The organism is Malaciobacter canalis (genome assembly GCF_008000835.1).
GTDB classification, from domain to species: domain Bacteria; phylum Campylobacterota; class Campylobacteria; order Campylobacterales; family Arcobacteraceae; genus Malaciobacter; species Malaciobacter canalis.
Window position 1 is genome coordinate 2,720,149 of record NZ_CP042812.1, and the last position, 23,075, is coordinate 2,743,223.

The 23,075-nt window shown below is 28.6% G+C and carries 20 protein-coding genes; 1 reads left to right on the forward strand and 19 read right to left on the reverse strand.

Translation table 11 applies throughout. The features are described 5' to 3' along the window. Positions 1–22: 22 nt before the first annotated feature. The 16 genes from nuoN to ACAN_RS13475 form a co-directional block, all read right to left on the reverse strand. Positions 23–1,504 carry an NADH-quinone oxidoreductase subunit NuoN gene (gene nuoN / locus ACAN_RS13400; RefSeq protein ID WP_099334540.1) on the reverse strand — a complete coding sequence of 494 codons (1,482 nt, stop codon included), beginning with the start codon at positions 1,502–1,504 and terminating at the stop codon, positions 23–25. Next, positions 1,501–3,030, reverse strand: a complete 1,530-nt coding sequence (locus ACAN_RS13405; RefSeq protein ID WP_099334539.1) for an NADH-quinone oxidoreductase subunit M — start codon at positions 3,028–3,030, stop codon at positions 1,501–1,503. The genes nuoN and ACAN_RS13405 overlap by 4 nt, the downstream gene beginning before the upstream one ends. A gap of 13 nt (positions 3,031–3,043) precedes the next feature. Then, the gene (nuoL, locus tag ACAN_RS13410) at positions 3,044–4,906 is read right to left on the reverse strand and encodes an NADH-quinone oxidoreductase subunit L (protein WP_099334538.1); all 1,863 of its coding nucleotides are present in this window, start codon (positions 4,904–4,906) and stop codon (positions 3,044–3,046) included. A 2-nt stretch (positions 4,907–4,908) separates the two neighbouring features. After that, entirely contained in the window at positions 4,909–5,208 is a 300-nt protein-coding gene (gene nuoK / locus ACAN_RS13415; protein WP_079577566.1) for an NADH-quinone oxidoreductase subunit NuoK, read from the reverse strand. After that, positions 5,205–5,762 carry an NADH-quinone oxidoreductase subunit J gene (locus tag ACAN_RS13420; RefSeq protein WP_099334597.1) on the reverse strand — a complete coding sequence of 186 codons (558 nt, stop codon included), beginning with the start codon at positions 5,760–5,762 and terminating at the stop codon, positions 5,205–5,207. The genes nuoK and ACAN_RS13420 overlap by 4 nt, the downstream gene beginning before the upstream one ends. 11 nt (positions 5,763–5,773) lie before the next feature. Continuing rightward, complete coding sequence (gene nuoI, locus ACAN_RS13425) at positions 5,774–6,397, reverse strand: NADH-quinone oxidoreductase subunit NuoI (RefSeq protein ID WP_099334537.1); 624 nt, start codon at positions 6,395–6,397, stop codon at positions 5,774–5,776. A gap of 9 nt (positions 6,398–6,406) precedes the next feature. Then, positions 6,407–7,399, reverse strand: a complete 993-nt coding sequence (nuoH, locus tag ACAN_RS13430) for an NADH-quinone oxidoreductase subunit NuoH (RefSeq protein WP_099334536.1) — start codon at positions 7,397–7,399, stop codon at positions 6,407–6,409. Position 7,400: 1 nt separating this feature from the next. Next, positions 7,401–9,878 carry an NADH-quinone oxidoreductase subunit G gene (locus ACAN_RS13435; RefSeq protein WP_099334535.1) on the reverse strand — a complete coding sequence of 826 codons (2,478 nt, stop codon included), beginning with the start codon at positions 9,876–9,878 and terminating at the stop codon, positions 7,401–7,403. Next, positions 9,875–10,672 carry a hypothetical protein gene (locus ACAN_RS13440; RefSeq protein WP_191287716.1) on the reverse strand — a complete coding sequence of 266 codons (798 nt, stop codon included), beginning with the start codon at positions 10,670–10,672 and terminating at the stop codon, positions 9,875–9,877. Before ACAN_RS13440 ends, ACAN_RS13435 begins: the two co-directional genes overlap by 4 nt. Before the next feature lie 4 nt (positions 10,673–10,676). Next, positions 10,677–10,943, reverse strand: coding sequence for an NADH-ubiquinone oxidoreductase subunit E family protein (locus ACAN_RS13445; protein ID WP_099334534.1), 267 nt, complete (start codon positions 10,941–10,943; stop codon positions 10,677–10,679). Positions 10,944–10,952: 9 nt separating this feature from the next. Further along, entirely contained in the window at positions 10,953–12,185 is a 1,233-nt protein-coding gene (gene nuoD / locus ACAN_RS13450) for an NADH dehydrogenase (quinone) subunit D (protein WP_099334533.1), read from the reverse strand. Between the two features lie 2 nt (positions 12,186–12,187). Further along, a complete protein-coding gene (locus tag ACAN_RS13455; RefSeq protein WP_099334532.1) occupies positions 12,188–12,997 on the reverse strand; it encodes an NADH-quinone oxidoreductase subunit C in 810 nt (269 codons plus the stop codon). Further along, positions 12,994–13,503, reverse strand: a complete 510-nt coding sequence (locus ACAN_RS13460) for a NuoB/complex I 20 kDa subunit family protein (protein ID WP_079577575.1) — start codon at positions 13,501–13,503, stop codon at positions 12,994–12,996. The genes ACAN_RS13455 and ACAN_RS13460 overlap by 4 nt, the downstream gene beginning before the upstream one ends. Beyond that, positions 13,485–13,874 carry an NAD(P)H-quinone oxidoreductase subunit 3 gene (locus ACAN_RS13465; protein ID WP_099334531.1) on the reverse strand — a complete coding sequence of 130 codons (390 nt, stop codon included), beginning with the start codon at positions 13,872–13,874 and terminating at the stop codon, positions 13,485–13,487. The genes ACAN_RS13460 and ACAN_RS13465 overlap by 19 nt, the downstream gene beginning before the upstream one ends. Positions 13,875–14,089: 215 nt before the next feature. Beyond that, entirely contained in the window at positions 14,090–15,826 is a 1,737-nt protein-coding gene (locus ACAN_RS13470) for an ATP-binding protein (protein WP_099334530.1), read from the reverse strand. Continuing rightward, on the reverse strand, positions 15,819–16,172 hold the full coding sequence (locus ACAN_RS13475) for a hypothetical protein (RefSeq protein WP_099334529.1): 354 nt from the start codon (positions 16,170–16,172) through the stop codon (positions 15,819–15,821). Before ACAN_RS13475 ends, ACAN_RS13470 begins: the two co-directional genes overlap by 8 nt. 314 nt (positions 16,173–16,486) lie before the next feature. On the opposite strand from ACAN_RS13475, the gene ACAN_RS13480 reads away from it, so the two are divergent. Continuing rightward, complete coding sequence (locus tag ACAN_RS13480; RefSeq protein ID WP_099334528.1) at positions 16,487–18,886, forward strand: tetratricopeptide repeat protein; 2,400 nt, start codon at positions 16,487–16,489, stop codon at positions 18,884–18,886. 28 nt (positions 18,887–18,914) lie between these two features. On the opposite strand, the gene ACAN_RS13485 is transcribed toward ACAN_RS13480, so the two are convergent. The 3 genes from ACAN_RS13485 to nfo all read right to left on the reverse strand — a co-directional run bounded on the left by ACAN_RS13485 (position 18,915) and on the right by nfo (position 22,941). Continuing rightward, the gene (locus tag ACAN_RS13485) at positions 18,915–19,841 is read right to left on the reverse strand and encodes an AEC family transporter (protein WP_099334527.1); all 927 of its coding nucleotides are present in this window, start codon (positions 19,839–19,841) and stop codon (positions 18,915–18,917) included. A 116-nt stretch (positions 19,842–19,957) separates the two neighbouring features. Continuing rightward, entirely contained in the window at positions 19,958–21,787 is a 1,830-nt protein-coding gene (locus ACAN_RS13490; RefSeq protein WP_099334526.1) for an ABC-F family ATP-binding cassette domain-containing protein, read from the reverse strand. Between the two features lie 308 nt (positions 21,788–22,095). Further along, positions 22,096–22,941: a deoxyribonuclease IV gene (nfo, locus tag ACAN_RS13495; RefSeq protein ID WP_099334525.1), complete on the reverse strand. Its 846-nt coding sequence runs from the start codon at positions 22,939–22,941 to the stop codon at positions 22,096–22,098. Positions 22,942–23,075: the final 134 nt, after the last annotated feature.

Here is a 23,075-nt window from a genome sequence, read left to right on the forward strand (position 1 = left end):
TATTTTATTGATATTTTAATTGTTAAAAACCTGAGATTTGTGTGTAATAAGTAATTATTTGAAGAAGTGGTTCTATTGTAAAAATTGAGCCAATTGTTAAAATAGCACAAAATATAGCCAAATATTTCATTATTGGTGTTGAGTTTTGAAGATAAGTTATATCATCTTCTGGTTCTTTTAAAAACATATAAACAACTGGTTTCAAATAATAATAAGCTGCAATTGCTGAATTTATTATCATCATAAATGCTAAAAACATAAATCCAGCATTTACAGCACTTCCGATTAAGTATAATTTACCCCAAAATAGAGCAAAAGGAGGAAGCCCTGCTAGTGTTAACATAAAAAGAGACATTAATACTGCAACTTTTGGAGAAGTTTTTATTAAACCTGCATACTTTTGCATACTATGGTCACTTTCTTTACTATAATCTTTTGTTCTATTTAACCAAAGCATTGTAAATCCGCCAAGATTTGTTATAAAAAACATAATCCAATATAAAAATAGTGCTTGTGTTGCTTGATTTGTACCTATTAAAATAGCACCCATTGCAAAACCTGCATTTGATATAGATGAGTATGCAAGCATTCTTTTTATATCATTTTGTAAAAGTGCAATAAGATTTGGTATAGTCATTGTCAAAACTACTATTGTATATAAAATAGTTTGTATAAACAAATCATTACTTACTATAAATATCTCAAAAAATCTTAAAGCAACTACAAATGCAGCAATTTTAGGAACAATTGATATAAATCCTGCTAAAGCAGCAGTTGAGCCCTCATAAACATCTGCAACCCATAAATGAAAAGGAAAAAGTGAAAGTTTAAATGCTAAAGCTGCTATTATAAATGTAGCTGCTATTAAAATTACAAAATAGTTTTCAAATCCTGATTGAGTTAATACTTGTGAAATTTGTCCAAGCTCTACACTTCCAGTTTGCGCATATAAAATCATAGACCCAAAGGCAAAAAAAGCAGCTGTTAAAGCTCCCATTGTAAAGTACTTAATAGCTGCTTCAATTGCATTTAATCTATTATGCATAGCAATTAGTGTGTATAAAGCCAATGAAGAAGTTTCTAAAGCTACAAAAATAAGTATTAAACTATCTGAACTTGCCATAAACTGAAATCCTGCAATCATAAAAAGATATAGTGCAAAATATTCAGGATATCTAAACTCTTGAAATCTAAGTTTTGCAAAACCTAAAAGTGCAAAGAAAATAGAAGCAATAACTATTATAGCTTGTGCTAAAACAGAGATACCATCAATTAACAATAAATCAAAAAAACCTCTAGCATCAGAGTTAAATCCAAGAACAAAACCCAAATCAATTACTAAAGCTAAAACTGTCAAAGTTAAATAAAAAGATTTATCAAGTTTTTTTGTTGCTAAATCTATACAAAGTATTAATAGTGCTGCAACAATAGCAATTATCATAGGAGTAATAGTACTAAAGTTTAAACTTGCAAAGTCAATAACTATTTTTGGTATATCATTCATTTTTCTACTCCTGAGATACTATTTAAATCAATAATCTTCGCTTGAGCTTCTTTCGTAACTGTTTTAGCATTCATAACTTCTATCATTTTAGAAACACTATTATTTACAGGTTCTAAAATTGGTTTTGGATAAACACCTAAAATAATAACCAAGGCAACTAATGGAATAAGCGCACTTAGCTCTTTTTTATTTAAATCAAGCAGTTTTTTATTTTCATCTTTTGTAAGCTCCCCAAAAAAAGATTTTTTATACATCACAAGCATATAAATAGCACCTAAAATTATTGTAAGTCCAGCAATTATTGTTAAAAAAGGTGATACTTTAAAAAATCCAAGTAGTGATAAAAACTCCCCTACAAAGCCAATAGTCAAAGGAAGTCCAATAGAAGCCATCAACATAATTGCAAAAATAGTTGCATATTTTGGCATCACTTGTGCTAAACCACCAAATTCACTAATTTGTTTTGTATGTCTTCTTTCATATATAACTCCCACAAGCATAAATAATGCACCTGAAACAATACCATGTGAAATCATAAGAAAAATTGCACCAGAAATACCCTCAACATTTAAAGCAAAAATACCTAAGATTATAACTCCCATATGTGATACAGAAGAGTAAGCTATAACTTGTTTCATATCTTCTTGAGCAAAAGCAACCATGGCAGTGTAAACAATAGCTATTAGTGCTAATATAGCCATTGGAATTATCATATAAACACTTGCATCAGGAAATAAAGGAAGAGAAAATCTAACAAAACCATATGTTCCCATTTTCAATAAAACTGCTGCAAGTATTACAGAACCAATAGTTGGTGCTTGTCCATGGGCATATGGAAGCCAAGTGTGAAATGGAAACATTGGAACTTTAATAGCAAAACCTGCAAAAAAGGCAAGAAATAGCATAAGTTGCATATCAAAAGGCAGTAATAACATATTCCAATCAAGAATATTAAAACTCCAATTTCCAGTAGTTTGATAATAAATATACCCTAAATAAAGCATACCAATTAACATAACCAATGAACCTAAAAATGTATATAAAAAGAATTTAATAGCTGCATATATTCTTAGCTTTCCACCCCAAGCACCAATAATATAAAGCATCGGTACAAGCGAAAGTTCCCAGAATAGATAAAATATTATTGCATCTAGTGCTAAAAATACTCCAACCATTGTCATTTCTAAAAATAAAACTGTAATAATCAGATTTTTAAGCGCTTTTTTTTCACTAAGTGCAACTAGTGATATCATTGTCATAAAAGTAGTCATAATCACTAAAAATAGTGAAATCCCATCAACTCCTACTACATAATTTATTCCATATGTAGGAATAACTAATACTTGCTGTAAAAACTGCATATTAGGATTTGAAACATCAAAATTTATCCAAACTATTATACTTATAATAAACTCCAATGCCGTTGCTAAAATTCCATATGCTTTTATAGAGTCATCTTTTACTAAAAACCCTACTAAAGCTGCAAGTAGTGGGAAAAATATCAATATTGATAAAATATAATCCATATAACTAAACCTTTTAATTTATAAATGCAAGTGTTACACTTAAAAATAGTATAAATGCTACACCAAATGCCATAATTTTTAAAGTATGAGACAAGTTTCCTGATTGAATTGGAGATGAATGAACTCCAGTTTTATAAACAGTTTTACCAATTAAATCAACACTAGCATCAATAATTTTCATATCAATAATTCTATAAGCAAATTTTGATAAACAAAAATAAGACTTACATATTACTTTGTCGTAAAATTGAGGGATATAGTATTGATTTATCAATAACTTATAAACAAAACTATTTTCCCATTTATTAGAAAAGCCACCATTTTTATATTTAATTACTGCAAATGCTATACCAAATAGTGCCATTGCACTTGTTATTATTATAAGTATATAAGCAGTTGAATGACTAATATTTGAAGCTTCCCATGTAGGTAAAATATAAGTTACCATATTTACAAATGTATGTTCAAACCATCCTGCAATGATTGCTAGTAATGCAAGAGGAATCATAGCTGCAATAACAAAAGGGTATGTTTCATGTGGATGGTAACCAAACTCTTCATATTTAGGTTTTGTAAAAAACACTTGCATAATAAGCCTAAAAGAGTAAAAAGCAGTTAGTCCAGCAGTTATCCATAAAATCACCCATAAAAATATTGCATCTGCATTAAAAGCTGCTTCTAAAATTTTATCTTTTGAATAAAATCCAGCAAGAGGAAAGATACCAGCAAGCGCAACTGATGCAATTATCATAATAATTGCAGTTGGCTTCATCTTTTCATACAATCCACCCATTTTTCTAATATCAAGTTCATTGCTCATTGCATGCATAACATTTCCTGCACCTAAAAATAGTACTGATTTGAAAAAAGCATGAGTTACTAAATGAAAAAGTGCAACCCAATAAGCTCCAAGTCCAGCAGCAACAAACATATACCCAAGTTGTGATAAAGTCGAATAAGCAATAATCTTTTTCATATCATTATTTACCAATGCCATAGTTGCAGCAAAAATAGCAACAAATGCTCCTAAACAAGCTATAAAATATCCAAGATTAGGAACCGTTGTATAAATCTCATTTGCTCTTACTATTAAATAAACACCAGCTGTTACCATTGTTGCTGCATGAATTAGTGCAGATACAGGTGTTGGTCCCTCCATTGCATCAGCAAGCCATGTATGAAAAGGAAATTGTGCTGATTTTCCCATTGCTCCAATAAATAAAAAAATACCTATTAAAGTAATCATAAAAGTACTTAATGAATCAATATTTGAAAATACAATATCATATTGTAAACTTCCAATATTCCAATATATTAAAAAGATACCTACTAACATCCCTAAGTCAGCAATTCTATTCATAATAAAAGCTTCATTTGCAGCCCAAGCAGCTGAGTTCTTGTGGTACCAAAAACCAATTAGTAACCAAGAACAAAGACCTACACCTTCCCAACCTATAAATAATCCAGCAAAATTATCAGACATTACTAAAACAAGCATTGAAAAAACAAAAGCACTTAAGTAAGAAAAGTATCGATTAAAGCCTTTATCATGTTCCATATAACCTATTGAGTGAATATGTACCATTGTAGAAACAATTGTTACAACACTCATCATTATTACACTTACATGATCAACAACAAAGCCAAAAGGAATATCAATATTTCCAACAACAATCCAATCAAGCATTCTTACATGAATAATCTCATTTGTTTTATATACAAAATATAGTAAATTCAATGTAGCAATAGCAGAAACTGCTAACATAAATGATGTAAAAATACCTGTAAAAAGATTTTTCTTACTCATTGCAAAAAGTGCAGCAACTAAAGAACCAAGTAAAGGAGCAAATAGTGCTATATATAGATATTTTTCCATCATTAGCCTTTTAATCTTTGCATACTATCTAAGTTAATAGTACCAGTTTTTTTATACCATAGTATAAGAAGACCTAAACCAATAGCCACTTCACTTGCAGCAATTGCAATTATAAAAAATGCAAACATTTGTCCTGTTAAATCTGCATGAAACTTTGAAACAGCTGCTAAACCTATATTTACAGAATTTAACATTATCTCTGTTGAGAAAAATAGCATAAGAAGATTTTTTCTTCTAATTACTCCTAATAAGCCAATACAAAAAATCAAAGTTGAAAGGATTAAATATGCATTTAAACTCATTTCTCCTCCTTTAACTCATCAATCTCTTTTTCACTTAATTGTGAATATGAGGTATCCATCTTTTTACCAGCCAAAATAATTCCACCAATCATTGCAACAAGTAACATAACAGCAGCAATTTCAAATGGAACTAAGTATTTAGTAAATAGTATAATTCCAACATCTTGTGCATTTCCCCACTCTGGATGCATTGGAAGATTTGCTTCTACATTTTGACCAATTATAGGTGAAGTGAAAATAATTACAATAAATAAAGCAATAAGTCCACTTAATAAAAATACTAATCTTGGATTTTTAATACTCTCTTTTACTGTGGATAAAGAGTCAAAAAACATCATTCCAAAGGCATAAAGGGCAACAACAGCACCTGTATAAACAACTATTTGAACTGCGCCTAAAAATTCAGCATCTAATAAAAAGAAAAATGCTGAAATAAATATCATTCCAGCTGCTAAAGCACTTAAGGCATAAAGGGCATTGTTTGTAAATACTGTTATTAAAAACATAACAACTGTTAAGCTTGCAAATAAGTAAAATGCTACTACTTCAAACAACATTTTTTCTCCTAATATTGAAGTGGAGTTTTTTGGATTTTTTCATCAGCATCAGGTGATACTGCTCCAAAACCTTCATACTCTTTTTGTAAATGTAACTTATCAAGTGGTGTTAATAAGTCTTCTTTTAATGCAAAATGAGCTCTTTGTTCACTCGCATTTTCATACCTTCCTCCATGAACAATAGCAAGTTCAGGACAAACCTCAGCACAATATCCACAAAAAATACATCTTCCCATATTTATTGTGTATTCTAAGACCTCTTTTCTTGAGTTTTCATCTATTTTTGTATCCATTTTAATACAGTTTGAGATACAAATTTTTTCACAAAGTCCACATCCAATACATCTATTTTCTCCTGATTCTAAAAGTGCCAATAACTTATGTACAGCTCTATATCTAGGTCCTATTGGTAACTTTTCTGCTGGGTATTGAACAGTATGCATTTTACCTTTAAATAAGGCTTCTCTCATCATATTAAATGTGATTTTAAGCCCCGTAAAAAGCTCACCTTTTAAACTTCTTTTAACTATTTGTTTGAAAACTTCACCATTTGTTTTAGGATAGTTATCATCTTGAACAGTTATATAGTTTTGTACACCAATATTTCTATCTTTAAACTCTTCTAAACCCATCATACTCTCCTAAAACATCATCACAAAACCAGTAATAAGAATATTTATTACTGCTAATGGCATTAGTATTTTCCAACATAACCACATAAGCTGATCAGGTCTAATATGTGGCCATGAAGCCCTTGTCCATAAAAAGAAAAAGATTAAAAACATTACTTTTAAAACAATTGCCAATCCACCAGGAATAAACCATAAATCATTGAACCCACCAAGAAAAATTAGTGAAACTAAAAAACAGACTGTAAAAAGGTTTGCATACTCACCAATAAAAAACATTCCCCATCTAAGACCTGAATACTCAGTAGCATAACCTGCTACAATCTCAGCTTCATGCTCTAATAAATCAAAAGGTGTTCTATTTGTCTCTGCAAAACCTGCAATTACAAAAAGAACAAAAGCTAAAGGTTGTGACCAAATTAACCATGAAGTAAATCCTCCTGCTTGATAGTTATTAATATCTATTAAAGATAAACTTCCAACTAGCATCAAAGGAGCTAAAAGAGCAAGCCCTGAAACAACCTCATAAGATAGAAGTTGAATAGCAGTTCTAGCCCCACCTAAAAGTGACCACTTATTTGCACTGCTCATACCTGCTAAAAGTGGTCCATAAAGACCAACAGAAGCAACTCCTAAAACAAATAAAACACCCACATTAATATCTGCAATAATTGGTCTTACTACATAGCCAAATAACTCAAATTCAGGGAAAAAAGGAACCGCACTCATTGCAATAAAAGCTGTAGCTGCTGTAATTATTGGAGCTATCATAAATACAGGTCTTGCTGCATTTTGAGGAATAAAATCCTCTTTTGTAAATAGCTTTATTCCATCAGCAACTAATTGTAAAAGACCATATGGTCCAACATTTGACGGACCTAATCTTCTTTGCATATAAGCTAATACTTTTCTTTCTATATATGTAGTAAAACCTGCCAATGCAGAAAATACTGCTAATACAACAATTGCTTTTATTATTGTTTCAATTATAATACTAGTTTCCATTTTAAGCCTTTGTTAGGGAAGCTCTAATAAATCTATATGAGTCAAATAACTCTTTAGTTCCATAAGATTTATCAAATGTAGAAACATATGCTATTTCACCATCAATTTGCTCATCAATAAAAACATCTAAATCAAAAGTTTTATTTTTTGTTAGAACTCTTACTTTCTCATTTACTTGTAAGTTTAATCTATCAAAGAGTTTTTGAGATACATAAATACCAGTTTTTGCTTTTTGTTTAAACTCATGGGATTTTGCTACAAATTCATTAAATAAATTCATAGGATTTGCTTTATAAATAATAAACTCATCATCATGAACTTGTACATCTAAAACCTCTGTTCTTTCAAATATATCATTTACCTTGGTATCTAAATTTTGTAATTCATAACCTCTATGCTCATTTGCATCATTTGAAAAATAGTTTACTAAAGAGTCAAACTCTACTTGTTTAAATCCGCTTGAAAGTGGAAGTTTTACAGTGTAATCAATTGTATTTTCTTGTTTAATTTCTAACAACTCATTTGCAATATCATTTAATACATAACCATTATAAGGTAAAGCAGCATTTGTAGGGACAACTCTTTTATCAATATTTACAAATGTTCCTTCTTGTTGATTTAGTGCTGGCATGTCTAAATTCCCATCACCTAAAGCACTTAATTGATAATCAGCTTTTTCATTATATCCAATAGTAAAACCCTCTTGTTTTTCATCTAATTGACAAATTAAACTAACACCTAAGGTATTTGTTTTAGTAGGGATAATTACAATTTCAAACTTAGTATATTTTTCAATCATTGCACAAAGTTTTGCTAAAGTTTTATAATTTGGATGAGTTATTATATCTTCTCCAATAATTAATGAAAATTTATCTTTTTTAACAAGCATAGAATCAATTAAATCATAAAAGTTTTCATCAAGCCCTACTTCATCTAGAAGTTTTGAGTAGATATACTCTACTTCTTTTTCTTCTTTTTTTGTTACTAACTTTTTAAGCTCTTTTTCTTCACCACTATCTTCATCTAAGACTTTTTCTATTACTTGTTCTTTTTTTGTTTCAACAATAGTTTTAACTCTTTTTTCTTTTAAAGATTCAAGATATTTTTTAATATCTTCAGGTAAATTTTCATCTGCAAAGATATCTAAAAGAAGATATAAAACAGCCTCTTCTTTTAAAGGTTGATGATATATAAACTCTGTTGTTTTTCCCTTTTTACCAATCTTTTCCATAATTGGATCAACAATTGGATGAAAGTATAATCCTGAACCTTTATTTAATATAATAGAGTTATTAAAAGCATATCTTGCATGTGGTAAGTCATGTTTTAAAAATGAACCAACAGATACTACAAAATTTGAATCATGAACATCTTTTAGTGTTGAACCATACAAAGAGTTTCCACTTACTAAACTATACTCTTTTAAAAATCTTTGATATTTAAAAGCATCATCATTTACTAGTTTAAAGTTATACTCTTCTTTTAATTTTTGTAAAATCAATGCTTCTTCATTTGTAATAAATGAGTTAAATTTTATAGTTTTTGCTTTTTTAAATGCATCAAGTGCTTCAATAAAAGCTTTTTCATCTTTTTGTTTTACTTCATTTTCAAAATCATATGCAAATCTTGCTGCTCCATTTAATGTCACATAATGATGGTCATTTGTAACTCTATAAATCTTTAACTTATCATGGTTTTGCACAGACTCATGCTTTCTTTCATAATACATCAAAGCACAATCACTTGAGTGAGGATTTGAAGCAGGAATTTTAGTAAGCTCCCATGCATTTGATTTATATTGAAAATCATTTGATACAAGTGCTCCAACTGGACAAACAGAGATACACTCTCCACAATCTGTACATGAACTTTCATCAAAGCCAATAAGAGATTTATTTAGCTTATTCCACATTGAGTATGCATCTTTTGGCATACTATCTTTAAAAGTTTTTGAGATTGTATCAGAACCTCTTTTTACAGTACTTAAAGCACTTGAACCAATCATATCCTTACATACAGTTACGCATTTTTCGCAAACTATACATAATCCAGGATCATAATTCATAACTCCCCAATGTTGAGTTGGTCTTGGCACATCTTTAATAGAATAACTTTGAGAATCAACTTTCATATATAAAGTATAATTTTGTAGTTCACACTCTCCACTTTGGTCACATACCCCACACTGTAAAGGATGATTTACATCATATACTTCCATTATTGCTCTTCTTTCTTTAGCAATATTTTCAGTAGTTGTTTTTACTTGCATTCCATCTTTAGCTTTTGCATTACAAGCATATACTTGTTTTCCATCAGCCTCAACTAGGCATAATCTACAAGCAAGGGTAGGAGAGCATCTTGTTAGATAACAAATTGCTGGAACAAATATTCCATTTGCCCTTGCAATATTTAATAAACTCTCTCCCTCTTTTGCTTTACAAAGTTTCCCATCAATGTCTAAAGATATTAAATCACTCACTCTTCAAGCCTTTCTATTTTTACGGGTTTATAAATATAACCACATGATAAGAAATCATTTCCTTTCTTATTTGTAGCACAAATTGCAATTGTATTTTGTAGAGTATCATCAATTTCTAATAGTTTTGAAACTTCACCCTCTTTTGAAATTAGTTTTATTTTTGCACCATCTTCAACCTTTGCAATTCTTGCAAAAGATGCACTTGCATAAACTATATTTGAATCTTTTGAGCTATCAACATAAGAGTAAATAACTGTTCCATTATAAGGTAAAAGCTCTTCTACTTCTTCTAAGTTTTCATCTTCATTATCGATTTGTCTTGATGAAACTATATTAAAATCACTATACTTTTCAATGGCACTTAAAATTTTTAAAATATTATCAACTCTTTCATGAGAAAAAATATCATCGCCAACTAGTATAGTTTTAAAACTCTTATTTGAACTCTTTTCTAAAGCCTCTTCAAACTCTTCTTCTCCAGCACTTGATTCTGCTGAGATATAACCAATATCCAAATCATCTATATAAGCTTGTACTTTCGCACTTGCATTTTTTGCAAAAGTATCCAATAACAATGCACTAATTCCCTCTTCACTTCCAGCTTCATACTTAATAAATTGTGTATAAAAATCTTTTAAAGCCAAACTATCAACTGCATGCATATATATAACTTCTGCGTTATTACTCTTTTTTGCTTCATTTATAGCATCTACAACTTCTTCATTTGTATTAGCTAGGAACTGTGCAAAACATAAAATATAATCACTCTTTTTTAAAATATCTAAATTTTTCATACTACTACTCTTCTTCTTTGGTTTCTATCTCTTTTTTTTCAGGTTGCACTTTTTTTACTACTATTGTCCAATCAACTTCATTAAACTTAATAGAGTTCATAAGTGTATATCCATTTTCATATATTAAATCTGCACTTTTTTGAACAGCTGAGAAATCTCCTATTTCAAATAAGAAAATAGCATTTTCTCCATCTTTTATATCAGTTTTCATTAATTCTAACATTCTGTCATAAAAGTTATCTTTTAGTAATCTCAAATCAAATCTTTTCATAATCTAGCCCTATCTATCAATTTCGCCAAATACCAAGTTAAGGTTACCAATCAAAGTAACCACATCAGCTAACTGATGCCCTGGTAACAAATCTTCTAAAAGACCTGTATGAAAAAAGCTTGGAGCTCTAACTTTTAACTTATAAGCATATGGTGTTCCATCACTTACAACCATATATCCCAATTCACCTTTTGGTGATTCAGTTGCTACATAAACCTCACCTTTTGGAGGTCTCATTCCTTGTGTTACTAAAACAAAATGTTGCATAAGTGAATAGTTTTGAGTCATAATTTGCTCTTTTGGTGCTGAAATATAATCAGGGGCATGAGCCATAAGTTCACATTTACTTTCTTCATACATTGGAATAAGTTGTCTTAATATTTTAATTGACTCTCTTATTTCTTGCATATAACACTTATATCTTCCATACGCATCACATGTAGTTGCAATAGGAATATCAAAATCAAGTTCAGAATATATTCCATAAGGCATCTCTTTTCTTAAATCCCATTTAGTACCAGTTGCTCTTAAAGCAACTCCTGTTACTCCCCAAGATTTTGCAAGTTCAGGAGTTATAATACCTACATTTTCAAGTCTCATTCTCCAAATTCTATTTTCAGTTAATAAGCCCTCATATTTTTCAACTTCAACTTCTAATACTTTTAAGAATTTTTCTAAATCTTTACACCAATCATTTGGTAAATCCAAAGGAACTCCACCAATTCTAACTGCACTATGAGTAAGTCTTGCACCACAGTAATCCTCAATAAGGTCCATAGCAAATTCTCTTTCTCTAAATGTATATAAAAATACACTCATAGCTCCAACATCAAGCGCATGTGTTGCTAACCAAAATAGATGAGAAATTACTCTGTTTAGTTCTAAAAGCATTGTTCTAATTATCTCAGCACGTCTTGGTGCTTTTATTCCTAAAAGTTTTTCAATAGCTAATGCAAAGCCATAATTATTTGAAGTAGAAGCAATATAATCCATCCTATCAGTAGTTGGCAAAAACTCATTATAAATCATGTTTTCAGCCATCTTTTCCATGCCTCTATGCAAGTAACCAATATCAGGTCTAGCTTTTACTACCTCTTCTCCTTGAAGTTCTAAAATAAGTCTCATTTGACCGTGAGCAGATGGATGTTGTGGTCCAAAATTAACCACCATTGTATTATCTTCTCTTTCAAAGTTAATATTTTCAAAAAAAGGTTTTAATCTATTAGGTGTTTGTTGTTGCATATTTACCTTCTTTCTTTTAAAGTCACAGACTCTTCTTCTTTGAATTTTTTGATAAGTTTAACTCCACCTTCTTCTTGATAAGCAAGTGGTGTATGCTCTGGCTCTTTTCCATTCGTAATATCAGTGCCATAAGGAACCTCATGACCTAATCTTGCAAATCTGGTAGTATCATATCTATCAATAGCAGCAGCATCTCTGATTTCTGGACCTATTATTTCCCTTGCTTCTTTTCCAAAAATCTTATCTACTTCATACCACGATGCAGCTTCATCACCATGTAAAGGATATGTTTTTCTCAAAGGATGATCATGCCAATCATTTGGCATTAGTATTCTTTTCATATTTGGGTGATTTATGATTTTTACTCCATACATATCATACATCTCCCTTTCTGACCAATTTGCCATTTTAAAAAGTGAATAAACAGAGTTTAACTCTTCTTTTTCTTCTATAAAACACTTAAGTCTTAATCTTTTATGCTTACTCATTGATAAAAATTCATAAAAAATCTCAAAGCCACCTTTTGATGAAATATAATCAATAGCAGAGATATCAATAAGCATATCGTATTGAAGTTCATTTTTTAAAATCTCAATTGCATTTATATTCTCTTTTGGATTTATGTAAATAACCAAATGCTCTTTTTGTATATACTTATCAAGTATTTTTACTTTTGAAGAGAGTAATTCTACATCATCTAAAAAGATTTTATCTTGACAAACATCAACTTTAGGAATTGATGGAGTAATATAAAACCTATCACTAAAATATGATTTATTTTGTACATCATCTTTTGGTTTGTATTCTCTCATACTAACCTCTTTTTCTTTATTGATCTAAAGATTGATTCTTTTCTAATCTTTTTTTGAAGCATCATAAGTGCATATTGCAAACTTTCAGGTCGTGGTGCACATCCAGGTAAATATATATCAACAGGAACTATTCTATCTGCACCTTGAACAGTTGCATATGTATTAAACATACCTCCTGTATTTGCACATGAACCCATAGATATAACCCACTTTGGATCAGGCATTTGATCATACAATCTTCTCATAAATTCAGCATGTTTTTTAGTTAATGTTCCAGCTATTACAATAACATCAGCTTGTCTAGGACTTGCTCTAAAAATTGTTCCAAATCTATCAAAATCATATCTTGAAGCACCTGTTGCCATCATCTCAATTGCACAACATGCAAGTCCATAAGTCAAAGGCCACAAGGAGTTACTTCGCCCCCAGTTTACAAGCTTATCTACTGTTGTTAAAGCAATAGGAGCTCCACCATCAGCTAAATAATTTACTTTATGCTGTGCCATTCTAAAGCTCCTTTTTTCCATGCATATATAAAACCAATTGTTAAAAGTAAAATAAACAATATCATTTCAACAAAACCAAACCAACCTAATATTTGAAAGTTAATTGCCCAAGGGAACATAAATATTATTTCAATATCAAATAAAATAAATAACAATGCCATTAGATAAAACTGCACTGATATTGTATTGGGTTGTTTGGTAACCTCAGGTCCACACTCATATAAGGATACTTTTAATTTTTCAGTATTTAATCTTGCAATCTTTCTACTTATTACTCTTGCAAGATATACAGTTAAGATAAAAGCAGTGAATGTTAAAATAAACATAACAAATACACCAAAATACGGATGAGAAAACTCCATATGTGACATCATATATCCTTAAGATCTAATTTTTACACTTAAAAGTTGATTAATTATTTTTTTAATCCTATCTAATATCTACTAAAGCTATACTTATGCTACTATGGGGTTTTTGCTTAAATTAAATAAATTTTTTTAAACTATTTTTAAAACCAAAGAAATCAATCACTTAAACTTTAAATTATATTAACTTAAGATAAAGATTACTTTAGCTTATAAATGTTTTAACTCATAAATCCCATTTTATTTTCACTATCAAAATTGCCTTTTAACTCTTTTTCAATTTGGTCTTTAAAAGCCTCAATTGTAAAGATAGGTTCTTCATCTAAAGCGACTTTATAAGCAGTATTTTTTATAACTAATTCTATTTGTCCACCTGTAAGTTCATATGATAATAATTGCTCTAAATCAAAATCATCACTTAAAGGTAGTTTTTCAGGTAATAGTTTTTTCCAAAGCTCTTCTCTTTGCTTTAAAGTTGGTTTTTTAAACTCGATTTTATAATTAAATCTTCTTGAAAATGCAGTATCAATTGACTCTAAAAGGTTTGTTGTTGCTATTAAAATACCATCAAATCTTTCAATTTGTTCTAGGAAAATATTTTGCATTTGATTATGCATTTTTTCACTTCCACTATTTGAGCCACTACTTCTTGCACTTAAAAATTGATCTGCTTCATTTAAAAGTAAAACTGGTTCTGATTTTGTTTTTTCTACCAAATCTTTATATGTATCAAAAATATTTCTAACATTTTTTTCACTCTCACCCACATACATAGATAAAATCTTACTACAGTCAAAACTTAATACTTCTCTTTTTAATGATTTTGCTAAAGCAAGTGCTGTTAGAGTCTTTCCTGTTCCTGCAAAACCATAAAAGATTATTCTTGCATCAATTCCTCTTCTTTTCTCTTTTATTCCCCACTGTTTTAACTTATTTAAAACATTTTTATCTACTTGCTTTAAAAGTGAATTTAGTGTCTCTTTAGTCTTATCATTTAAAACTACATCTTCTAAAGTTTTAGTAGTTGAGATAAGCTCAAACATATCTTGTTCTTTAATAACTGTATTTAACTTTAGTTTTGATCTTCTTGACTTTTTCTTTGTTGGATGAGAAATTTTATATAAAATCTCATCTGGAATAAAAAAGTTTCTATTTATTCCTCCAAAAGGAGTTAAAACTTCATCATAATCAATTAAATTTTTTGAAACTAACTTTGAACTCTCTTCTAGTAAACTTCTAAATTTTATCTTTTCATAATCATCACTTGAGATTAGTTCAATTAAAGAGTTCATATCTCTAATTGTTCCATCACCCCCTGAATACTCTTCTTTTAAAAGTGCTAAAAATATTGTTTGTTCTTGTTCTTCTAAAGAGTGCTCTTTAAAAAAATCTTCAAGCATAATATCTTTTTCTGTAACTTTAACTCTCTCTTTTATTCTATTTTCAAGCATCAATAGTTTTGATTTTAATCTATTTCTATTAGGTGAATTCTCATCAAAATTTCTTTTTACCATATTTAATTGTTTTGCTAAGTCAATTTTAAAAAATTGATCTTGCAGATACTCTAAATGGTCACTATATTTTTTTATCTCTGGCAATACAAACTCTAAAGAACCCTCTTCTAAAAGTTTTAAAAATGCTGTTGATAAAGAAATATTTGAATTTAACAACTCTAATTTTGAAATATCACTAATTTTTACATGTTCAAAACTATTATGAACTAACCAACCAAGTTCTAAAAGTGATTTAATCTCTTCTACTTTATAAAGATGCTCGAAACTTTTTACATCATAAAATTCACTTAAAACATCTACAACAACTAAAGAATCTCTTCCAATAATATACTCTTTTGTAAGAAATTGAAGTATTTTTGCTTCTTCAATAGTACATTTTAGTTGCGCGAAAAATGCTGTTTTACTTACATCTTTTGCTTTAATAAACTCGATTATTTCATTCATTGTTTAACTTATCCTGTAATAAATTGTAAAATTTTTCTAAACTATTTTTTTCTTTAAAATCTAGTTTAGTATTATTAATAAGAATGCTATTTTGTTCAATCTTTGTCTTTTTTATATCTTTATATAAAATCTCAACTTTGTTTTTATCCAAATCAATCTCAAAACTATTCTTTAAAACCAAAACTTTGTTTTGACAAATAGCTTTATATGAACCTTTTGAATAAATATACATTTGACAATCTTGTTTTTTTATAAACTCTTCTAGCTTATTTAGATTCATATTATCGTATATATTTAAACCCACTAATAAAACAATAATAAAACCAAAAAAAAGTATAAAAATCATAGCACCTCTTCTTAATTAAAGTAAGATAATACATTAATATCTCTTAACTATCTATGAGCTTTAAAATATAAGTATTTATAGGCTTATATCTTAATTTAAGATTACTTTTCATATTATTTGATTTTTATTATCAATAAGTTTTAAAACCAAACTTTTTAATTCTATTTCTTATAAATATACTTTATGTTTATTCATAGAATTAAAAAAGAATTAATAGTTTTATATCTTATAAATTATTGTAACTAAAGAGCTTAGATAATCTAACTTAGGTGGTATTTATACTCAAACAAAATCAAAAAAGCATAGGAAGGTATATGAAATTTTTATCATCAATAGCTATTACTTTATTACTTTTTACAGGGTGTGCAAACCTTGGATTAAATACAAATAAAGTAAAGCCAAAACAAGAGTTAATTGAAGATGCAAACAATGGAAATACAAAAGCAATTCTTGCATTAGCAAAAAACTATAATTTCCCTAAAACAAAAGAGGGTTTATACTATTTTAATAAATGGTACGAAGAACTTTTAAATGTAAAAAGTTCAGAAGATTTAACAGAAATTGCAAAAATTTATGAAGAATATAATGATATGTTCATAAATGGTAAAGAAAAAACTGTAAAACTTTATGAAAAAGCCATAGAACTTAATAGTAAAGATGCCACAGTTGAACTAATTAAATATTATACTAAAAACTACAAGTATGAAAAAGCAAAAGCTTTACAAAAAAAAGTAATTGATAAACTATCAGAAAAACAATTAGCTGATTTATATATTTTCTACAATGATAAATATAAAAAAGAGCAATTAGCTACTATTAAAGAGTTTATGGATAAAAAAGGTTATAAAGAACCATTTGAAGTTGCAATCAAAAATCTAAGAAGAGCAGCATACCAAAATAAAGATAATGAAGTAAATAGCTTTATTAATGAAACAATTGACACAAAAGATTCAGAAAAGATTTTTCTTCTTGCAGATAAATTAAAAAGATTTTATAAATACAAAGAATCAATTAGAGCATATGAAGCTGGTCTTAAAATAGATAATACAAATGCACAAGCATATTATGAAATTGCTAGAATGTATAAAATTGGCAACTACAAACAAAAGTTAAAAGCAGACAAAGATAAAGCAGCAGAATATTTAGAAAAAGCAGCACTTTTAAAACATAAAAAAGCAGCAGCAGAGTTACTAAAATATTACTCTGAAAAACCAGAATTAATGGACAAATTCTTTGAAATAAAATCAAAACTAGAAGAGTCAAATGAGGGTAAACTATTTGTTGCTAAATATTATGATAAAAAAAGATTTGACCAAAAAGCAAATGCTATATATAATGAATTAGCAAAAGATGGAAACAAAGAAGCAATTTTAGAACTTGCTAGTAAAAAACCATCAAAATACAACTTCAATCCAGAAGAGTACAAACTAACTCTTAAATGGCAAGACTATATTTTAAAAAGTGATGATATTGAACTAAAAAAAGAGTTAGCGAAAAAATTAACTTCTTCATATAGCTATAGAGATTACTTTAATGAAACAAAAGAGAAATTAAAAGATCTTCCAACAAATGAAAAAACAGATATTTTAGAACTTAGAAAATCAGCTTTATACAATAAATATAGAAAACCTGAAATTGCACTTGAATATTATAAAAAGGGTGTAGAAGCAGGTGATGTAAAAAGTGCAAAAAATCTTGCAAGATTTTATCTTAGTTCAAAACAACAAAAATATAATGAAGCTATAAAAGTATATGAAGACCTTCATAAAAGAGGTGACGTAGAAGCTACAAGACTGCTTGCAGAATTATATATAAATCCTCCATATTATCTTAAAGATTTCAAAAAAGAGCCTGAAAAAGGTCTTGCAATTTATGAAGATTTAGCTTCAAAAGGAAATATAGACTCAATTAATAGACTTGTAAATCTTTACCTTTGTGGAAGTTGTAAAGATAGTGAATCTATTGTCAACTATAAAAAAGGTTTTAAATACTCTAAAGAACTTCTAGAAAAAAGAGGTTCAGCAAGAGATTATGCAAATATTGCTTGGTCATATCACTATGGAAAAGGTGTTGATGTAGATTTATTAAAAGCTAAAGAATACTATGAAGAAGCTGCAAAAAGAGGTTATGCATCAGCGTATTATAATCTTGCTTGGTTATATTACAAAAATGATGACTATAAAGGGCAGATAATTGAGCTTAATTATGAAAAAGCAAAAGAGTATTTAGAGCTTGGAGCAAAAGAGAGAAATAGCGCTTCTATAAATCTTCTTGGAGTTTTTTATAAAAAGGGATATGCAGTAAAAAAAGATATGGAAAAAGCAGTAGCTCTTTTCAAAATGATTTATAAATATGATAAATATGCTTCTTTTCATTTAGGTGAATATTATAATGAGAAAAAAGATTATAAAGAAGCAGTAAAATATTATAAAATTTCAGATGAAAGAGGAAATGCTAGTGCTAGTATAGAACTTGGAATTATTTATGAAAAAGGTTTATTAGGTAAAAAAGATGTGAAAACTGCTTTAAAATACTATGAAAACGCTTTTAGAAATAGTGAAGATGAAACTCAAAAAGGTATTGCTGCATACAATATAGGTATTATTTATCAATATGGTAAAGGTGAAATAGAAAAAGATCTGAAAAAAGCAAAAGCTTACTTAGAGGTTTCAACTTATGAAAAGGCTAAAACTCAACTAAAACTAATCAAATAAGTAAGGAAGAACTTCTTTCTTACTTACTTTAAAAATAGTCTTGAAATAACATCAAGATTGTTGAAACTGTAAAAATAGAAACTAATGTTTGTGTTGTAATAATTGCAGACATTAGTTTCAAATCTCCCCCTAACTCCCTTGCAAGAATATAAGCACTAGAAGCTGTTGGCATTGAGCCAAATAAAACTAATATAGTTAAAGCCTGACCTGTAATACCAAAATTTATTCCAATAAAAAATATTAACACAGGAAAAATTGCTAGTTTTAAAAATAAAGAACTAAATAGTTCTAATTTTACCTCTTTTATATGCTTTATATGAAGCCCTACTCCAACTGATAAAAGACCTAGTGGTAAAGCTGCTGAACTTAATATACCAAGAGTATTTTCAATAGGAGCAAATAATCTTATACCAAAATAGTTTAATAAACCACCAATAACACACCCTAAAATCAAAGGATTTTTTAAAATTGATTTTGTAAATGATTTTATATTAATCTTATTATTTGAAGCATATATTGAAAAGATTCCTATACAAAATATATTTATAGCAGGTATCATAAAAGTCATAAGAAGAGCTGCTAGGACTAAACCACTATCACCAAAAAGAGCATCTGTTAAAGCTAAAAAAACATAACTATTAAATCTTATTGCACCTTGATATACAGAAGTAAAAGCCTTACCTTCAAAAAGAAAAACATATTTTGAAAGAAACATTAAAAAAAGAGTTAAAACAACAAGTGTTACTAGCCCTGTTGAGACAAAAGATACTCCATTAATATCATCTAAAGAGGCAGTTGATAGTTTGTATATTAATAAAGCAGGAAAAAGTGCATAATAAGTAAATTTATCTGCATACTGCCAAAACTCTAAACTTGGAAACTCTATTTTTTTGAAAGTATATCCAAGTAGTATAAGAAAAAATATAGGCAAAAGTGCCACTACAATAGTTTGCATAAACTCTCCTATAGCAATTAATTGTAAAATAAAGATTGATTATACAAGCTTTATTTATATTTTTAATTAAGCTATATTCTTATAAATAAAATTTAATTTTTCATAAGATTAAAAAATTAAATCTCTTCTAATTTTATATCATATTCATGAATTATGGCATCAAGATTTAATTGAGTTTCTTCAAGCTTTTCAAACTTCTCTTCAACTTCTTTTTCATAATTTAGAATTATTTGAGATAGTTCAATTATCTTACTATTATCTCCTGCATTTGAAGCTTGAATAAGTTCTGCTTGCTCTTTTTGTATCAAATCTTCTAACTGTATGATTCTTTGCTCATATTTGTCAACTTCTTTTTTCAAAGGATTTGTTTGTTTATTTCTTTCTTGAATAAGTGCAGCTCTTATTTTTTTATTCTCTTTTTTATTTACCTTGGGAGATTTTTTTACTTTTTCTTCAACTTCTTCGTCTTCCCAACCAATTTTTTCTAAAAACTCATCATATGTTCCATCAAAATAAATAGCTTCATCTTTTGCAAACACAATCAATCTATCACACACTTGACGCAATAGTTCTTCACTATGAGTAACAATAATACAAGAACCCTCAAAATTTTTAATAGCTTTTGTCAAAGAGTCTATTGATTGCATATCTAAGTGGTTTGTAGGCTCATCTAAAAATAGAAGATTTACATCTCTTGCTAAAATTTGAGCCAACATAACTCTACTTTTTTCTCCACCTGAAAGTAATGATATTTTTTTCTTTACATCATCTCCACTAAACATCATAGAACCACAAATACTTCTAACAGTAGATTCTGGTAACTTTGAATTACCAAGATACACCTCATCCATAATTGTGTTTTTTGGATTTAAATGCGAGATATTTGTTTGACCAAAGTGAGCAAATGATGTGGAAGTATGATAAGTTACTGTTCCATCTATTTGTTTTAGCTCTTGTGCAATAGTATTTAATAAAGTTGATTTACCCTTACCATTTTTACCTATAATTCCCAAGGTTTCTGACTTATTTAAAGAAAAAGAGATATTTTTAAATAAAATATTATCTTTTATATATCCAAAGCTTAGATCTTTTACATCTAATAATACTTTTGCAGGTGTATTTTTAAAATTGAAATCAAAATCAATAGTTGCTTCATGCACTATATCCTCCATCTCATCCATCTTTTCTAATAGTTTTACTTTAGATTGTGCTTGGGCTGCTGTTGAAGCTCTTGCTTTGTTTTTGGCAATAAACTCCTCTAACTCTTTTCTTTTTTTATCTTGTGCAATCTTTTGCTTTTCATGGTGTTCATCATTTGCTTCAATTTGTTCATAAAACTTATGAGTATTACCCTCTAAAATAAATAGACTTTTTCTAATAATTCCCATAGTATGAGTAGTAATAGCATCCATGAAATCCCTATCATGGGTAATAAGAATAACTTCACCATCAAAGTTTTTTAAGAAATTTTTCAACCATCTTAAAGATAAAATATCCAAGTAGTTAGTAGGCTCATCTAAAAGTAAAAGGTTTGGTTCAGTAATCAATAGCTTTGCTAAATTAATTCTTATTTGATAACCACCTGAAAAAGATAAAGGATCTTTTTCTAAATCCTCTTTTGAAAAACCCAAACCAAAAAGTATCTTTTCAACTTTGTAAATACTATATTTATCCTCTTCACTTAAAGCAAGTGCAGTTTCATCTCTTAAACTCTTTTTGGTAAACTCAAGATGTTGTTTCAAAGCACCAATTTTATAGCCTTTAGGAATTAATATCTCCCCCGCATCACAAGACTCTTCTTGCAAAATAAGTTTAAATAAAGTAGATTTACCAGAACCATTTCTACCTACTAAACCTACCCTATTTCCTGAGTTTAATCTAAAACTCAAATCAGAAAAAAGCTCTTTTGTTCCAAATTTTTTTGTTACATTTGATAGTTGTATCATTTAAATATTCTTTTTCATATTATTGTATTTATTGTTTTTATCAATAGAAATCATATTCTATCTAAATGGTGCTTTTACGACTTTGATTTTAATAAACTGCTTTTACTTTTGAAGCTAGCAAGCTTTATAATTCCATGAATTTTATAACAATTTTCTTTTGATTCATTTCTAAAAAGCATACCAAAAGATTTTAATAAGTTAATTTGTTTATAAAAAGTTAAAAAAGTAACTCCTCGGGGTGAGCATTGTAAAGAGGCTTGAGGAGTCTTATTATTAGAATAACAATGAAAGCGTTTAAAATTATTTATCTATTTTTCTACAAGGTTATATAAATTTTCTATCTCTTCTTTCCAAATTGTTTCATCAATTGTTTCAAGAACTAAAGGAATATCATCCATTCTTTCATCATTCATAATAAACTTAAAGGCATCCCAACCTATTTGTCCCATTCCAAGGCTATGGTGTCTGTCCACTCTACTTCCAAGTTCTGGTTTTGAATCATTTATATGCATTCCCATAAGATATTTTGAACCTACTATTTCATCAAACTCTTTCCATGTTTTATCATAAGCTTCTTTAGTTCTTATATCATATCCAGCTGTAAACATATGACATGTATCAATACATACACCAATTCTACTTTTATCTTCAACTTTATCAATTAAGTATGCCAAATGTTCAAATTTATACCCTAAGTTACTTCCTTGACCTGCTGTATTTTCAATAACTAGTTTCACATCATTTGTCTCATCTATTGCTTGATTTAAAGATAAAGCAATTCTATCTAAACACTCATCTTCACTTATTTTTCTTAAGTGACTTCCTGGATGAAAGTTCAATCTATCAAGCTTTAATATTTCACATCTTTGTATTTCATGCAAAAAACCATCAAGAGATTTTTGTCTTTTTTCTTCTTCTGGATGTCCAAGATTGATTAAATAACTATCATGAGGTAAGATATGTTTTGTTTGGACACCACTTTTTTCTAACTCTTCAAACCACTTATCTAAAGTTTTTGTATCAAAATCTTTTGCTCTCCATTGTCTTTGGTTTTTTACAAATAAAGCAAAAGCTTTACATCCTAACTCTTTTGCGTTTATTGGTGCATTATAAACTCCACCACTTGCACTTACATGAGCTCCAACATATTTCATTATATTTCCTATTTTTAAAAATATAATACAAAAATGCTTCTTTAAAGAAAATATAGTTTTAAAACTATAAAATTTCACAAACTCTATGAAAGTTTAAATTATTTGAAGTATTTAAACTATATCTTACTTGACAA

What these genes read in the sequence shown, in the direction of transcription:
- nuoN (WP_099334540.1), bottom strand. Translation starts at nt 1,504, where the DNA reads ATGAATGATATACCAAAAATAGTTATTGACTTTGCAAGTTTAAACTTT.
- ACAN_RS13405 (WP_099334539.1), bottom strand. Translation starts at nt 3,030, where the DNA reads ATGGATTATATTTTATCAATATTGATATTTTTCCCACTACTTGCAGCT.
- nuoL (WP_099334538.1), bottom strand. Translation starts at nt 4,906, where the DNA reads ATGGAAAAATATCTATATATAGCACTATTTGCTCCTTTACTTGGTTCT.
- nuoK (WP_079577566.1), bottom strand. Translation starts at nt 5,208, where the DNA reads ATGAGTTTAAATGCATATTTAATCCTTTCAACTTTGATTTTTTGTATT.
- nuoI (WP_099334537.1), bottom strand. Translation starts at nt 6,397, where the DNA reads ATGGGTTTAGAAGAGTTTAAAGATAGAAATATTGGTGTACAAAACTAT.
- nuoH (WP_099334536.1), bottom strand. Translation starts at nt 7,399, where the DNA reads ATGGAAACTAGTATTATAATTGAAACAATAATAAAAGCAATTGTTGTA.
- ACAN_RS13440 (WP_191287716.1), bottom strand. Translation starts at nt 10,672, where the DNA reads ATGAAAAATTTAGATATTTTAAAAAAGAGTGATTATATTTTATGTTTT.
- ACAN_RS13445 (WP_099334534.1), bottom strand. Translation starts at nt 10,943, where the DNA reads ATGAAAAGATTTGATTTGAGATTACTAAAAGATAACTTTTATGACAGA.
- nuoD (WP_099334533.1), bottom strand. Translation starts at nt 12,185, where the DNA reads ATGCAACAACAAACACCTAATAGATTAAAACCTTTTTTTGAAAATATT.
- ACAN_RS13455 (WP_099334532.1), bottom strand. Translation starts at nt 12,997, where the DNA reads ATGAGAGAATACAAACCAAAAGATGATGTACAAAATAAATCATATTTT.
- ACAN_RS13460 (WP_079577575.1), bottom strand. Translation starts at nt 13,503, where the DNA reads ATGGCACAGCATAAAGTAAATTATTTAGCTGATGGTGGAGCTCCTATT.
- ACAN_RS13465 (WP_099334531.1), bottom strand. Translation starts at nt 13,874, where the DNA reads ATGTCACATATGGAGTTTTCTCATCCGTATTTTGGTGTATTTGTTATG.
- ACAN_RS13470 (WP_099334530.1), bottom strand. Translation starts at nt 15,826, where the DNA reads ATGAATGAAATAATCGAGTTTATTAAAGCAAAAGATGTAAGTAAAACA.
- ACAN_RS13475 (WP_099334529.1), bottom strand. Translation starts at nt 16,172, where the DNA reads ATGATTTTTATACTTTTTTTTGGTTTTATTATTGTTTTATTAGTGGGT.
- ACAN_RS13480 (WP_099334528.1), top strand. Translation starts at nt 16,487, where the DNA reads ATGAAATTTTTATCATCAATAGCTATTACTTTATTACTTTTTACAGGG.
- ACAN_RS13485 (WP_099334527.1), bottom strand. Translation starts at nt 19,841, where the DNA reads ATGCAAACTATTGTAGTGGCACTTTTGCCTATATTTTTTCTTATACTA.
- ACAN_RS13490 (WP_099334526.1), bottom strand. Translation starts at nt 21,787, where the DNA reads ATGATACAACTATCAAATGTAACAAAAAAATTTGGAACAAAAGAGCTT.
- nfo (WP_099334525.1), bottom strand. Translation starts at nt 22,941, where the DNA reads ATGAAATATGTTGGAGCTCATGTAAGTGCAAGTGGTGGAGTTTATAAT.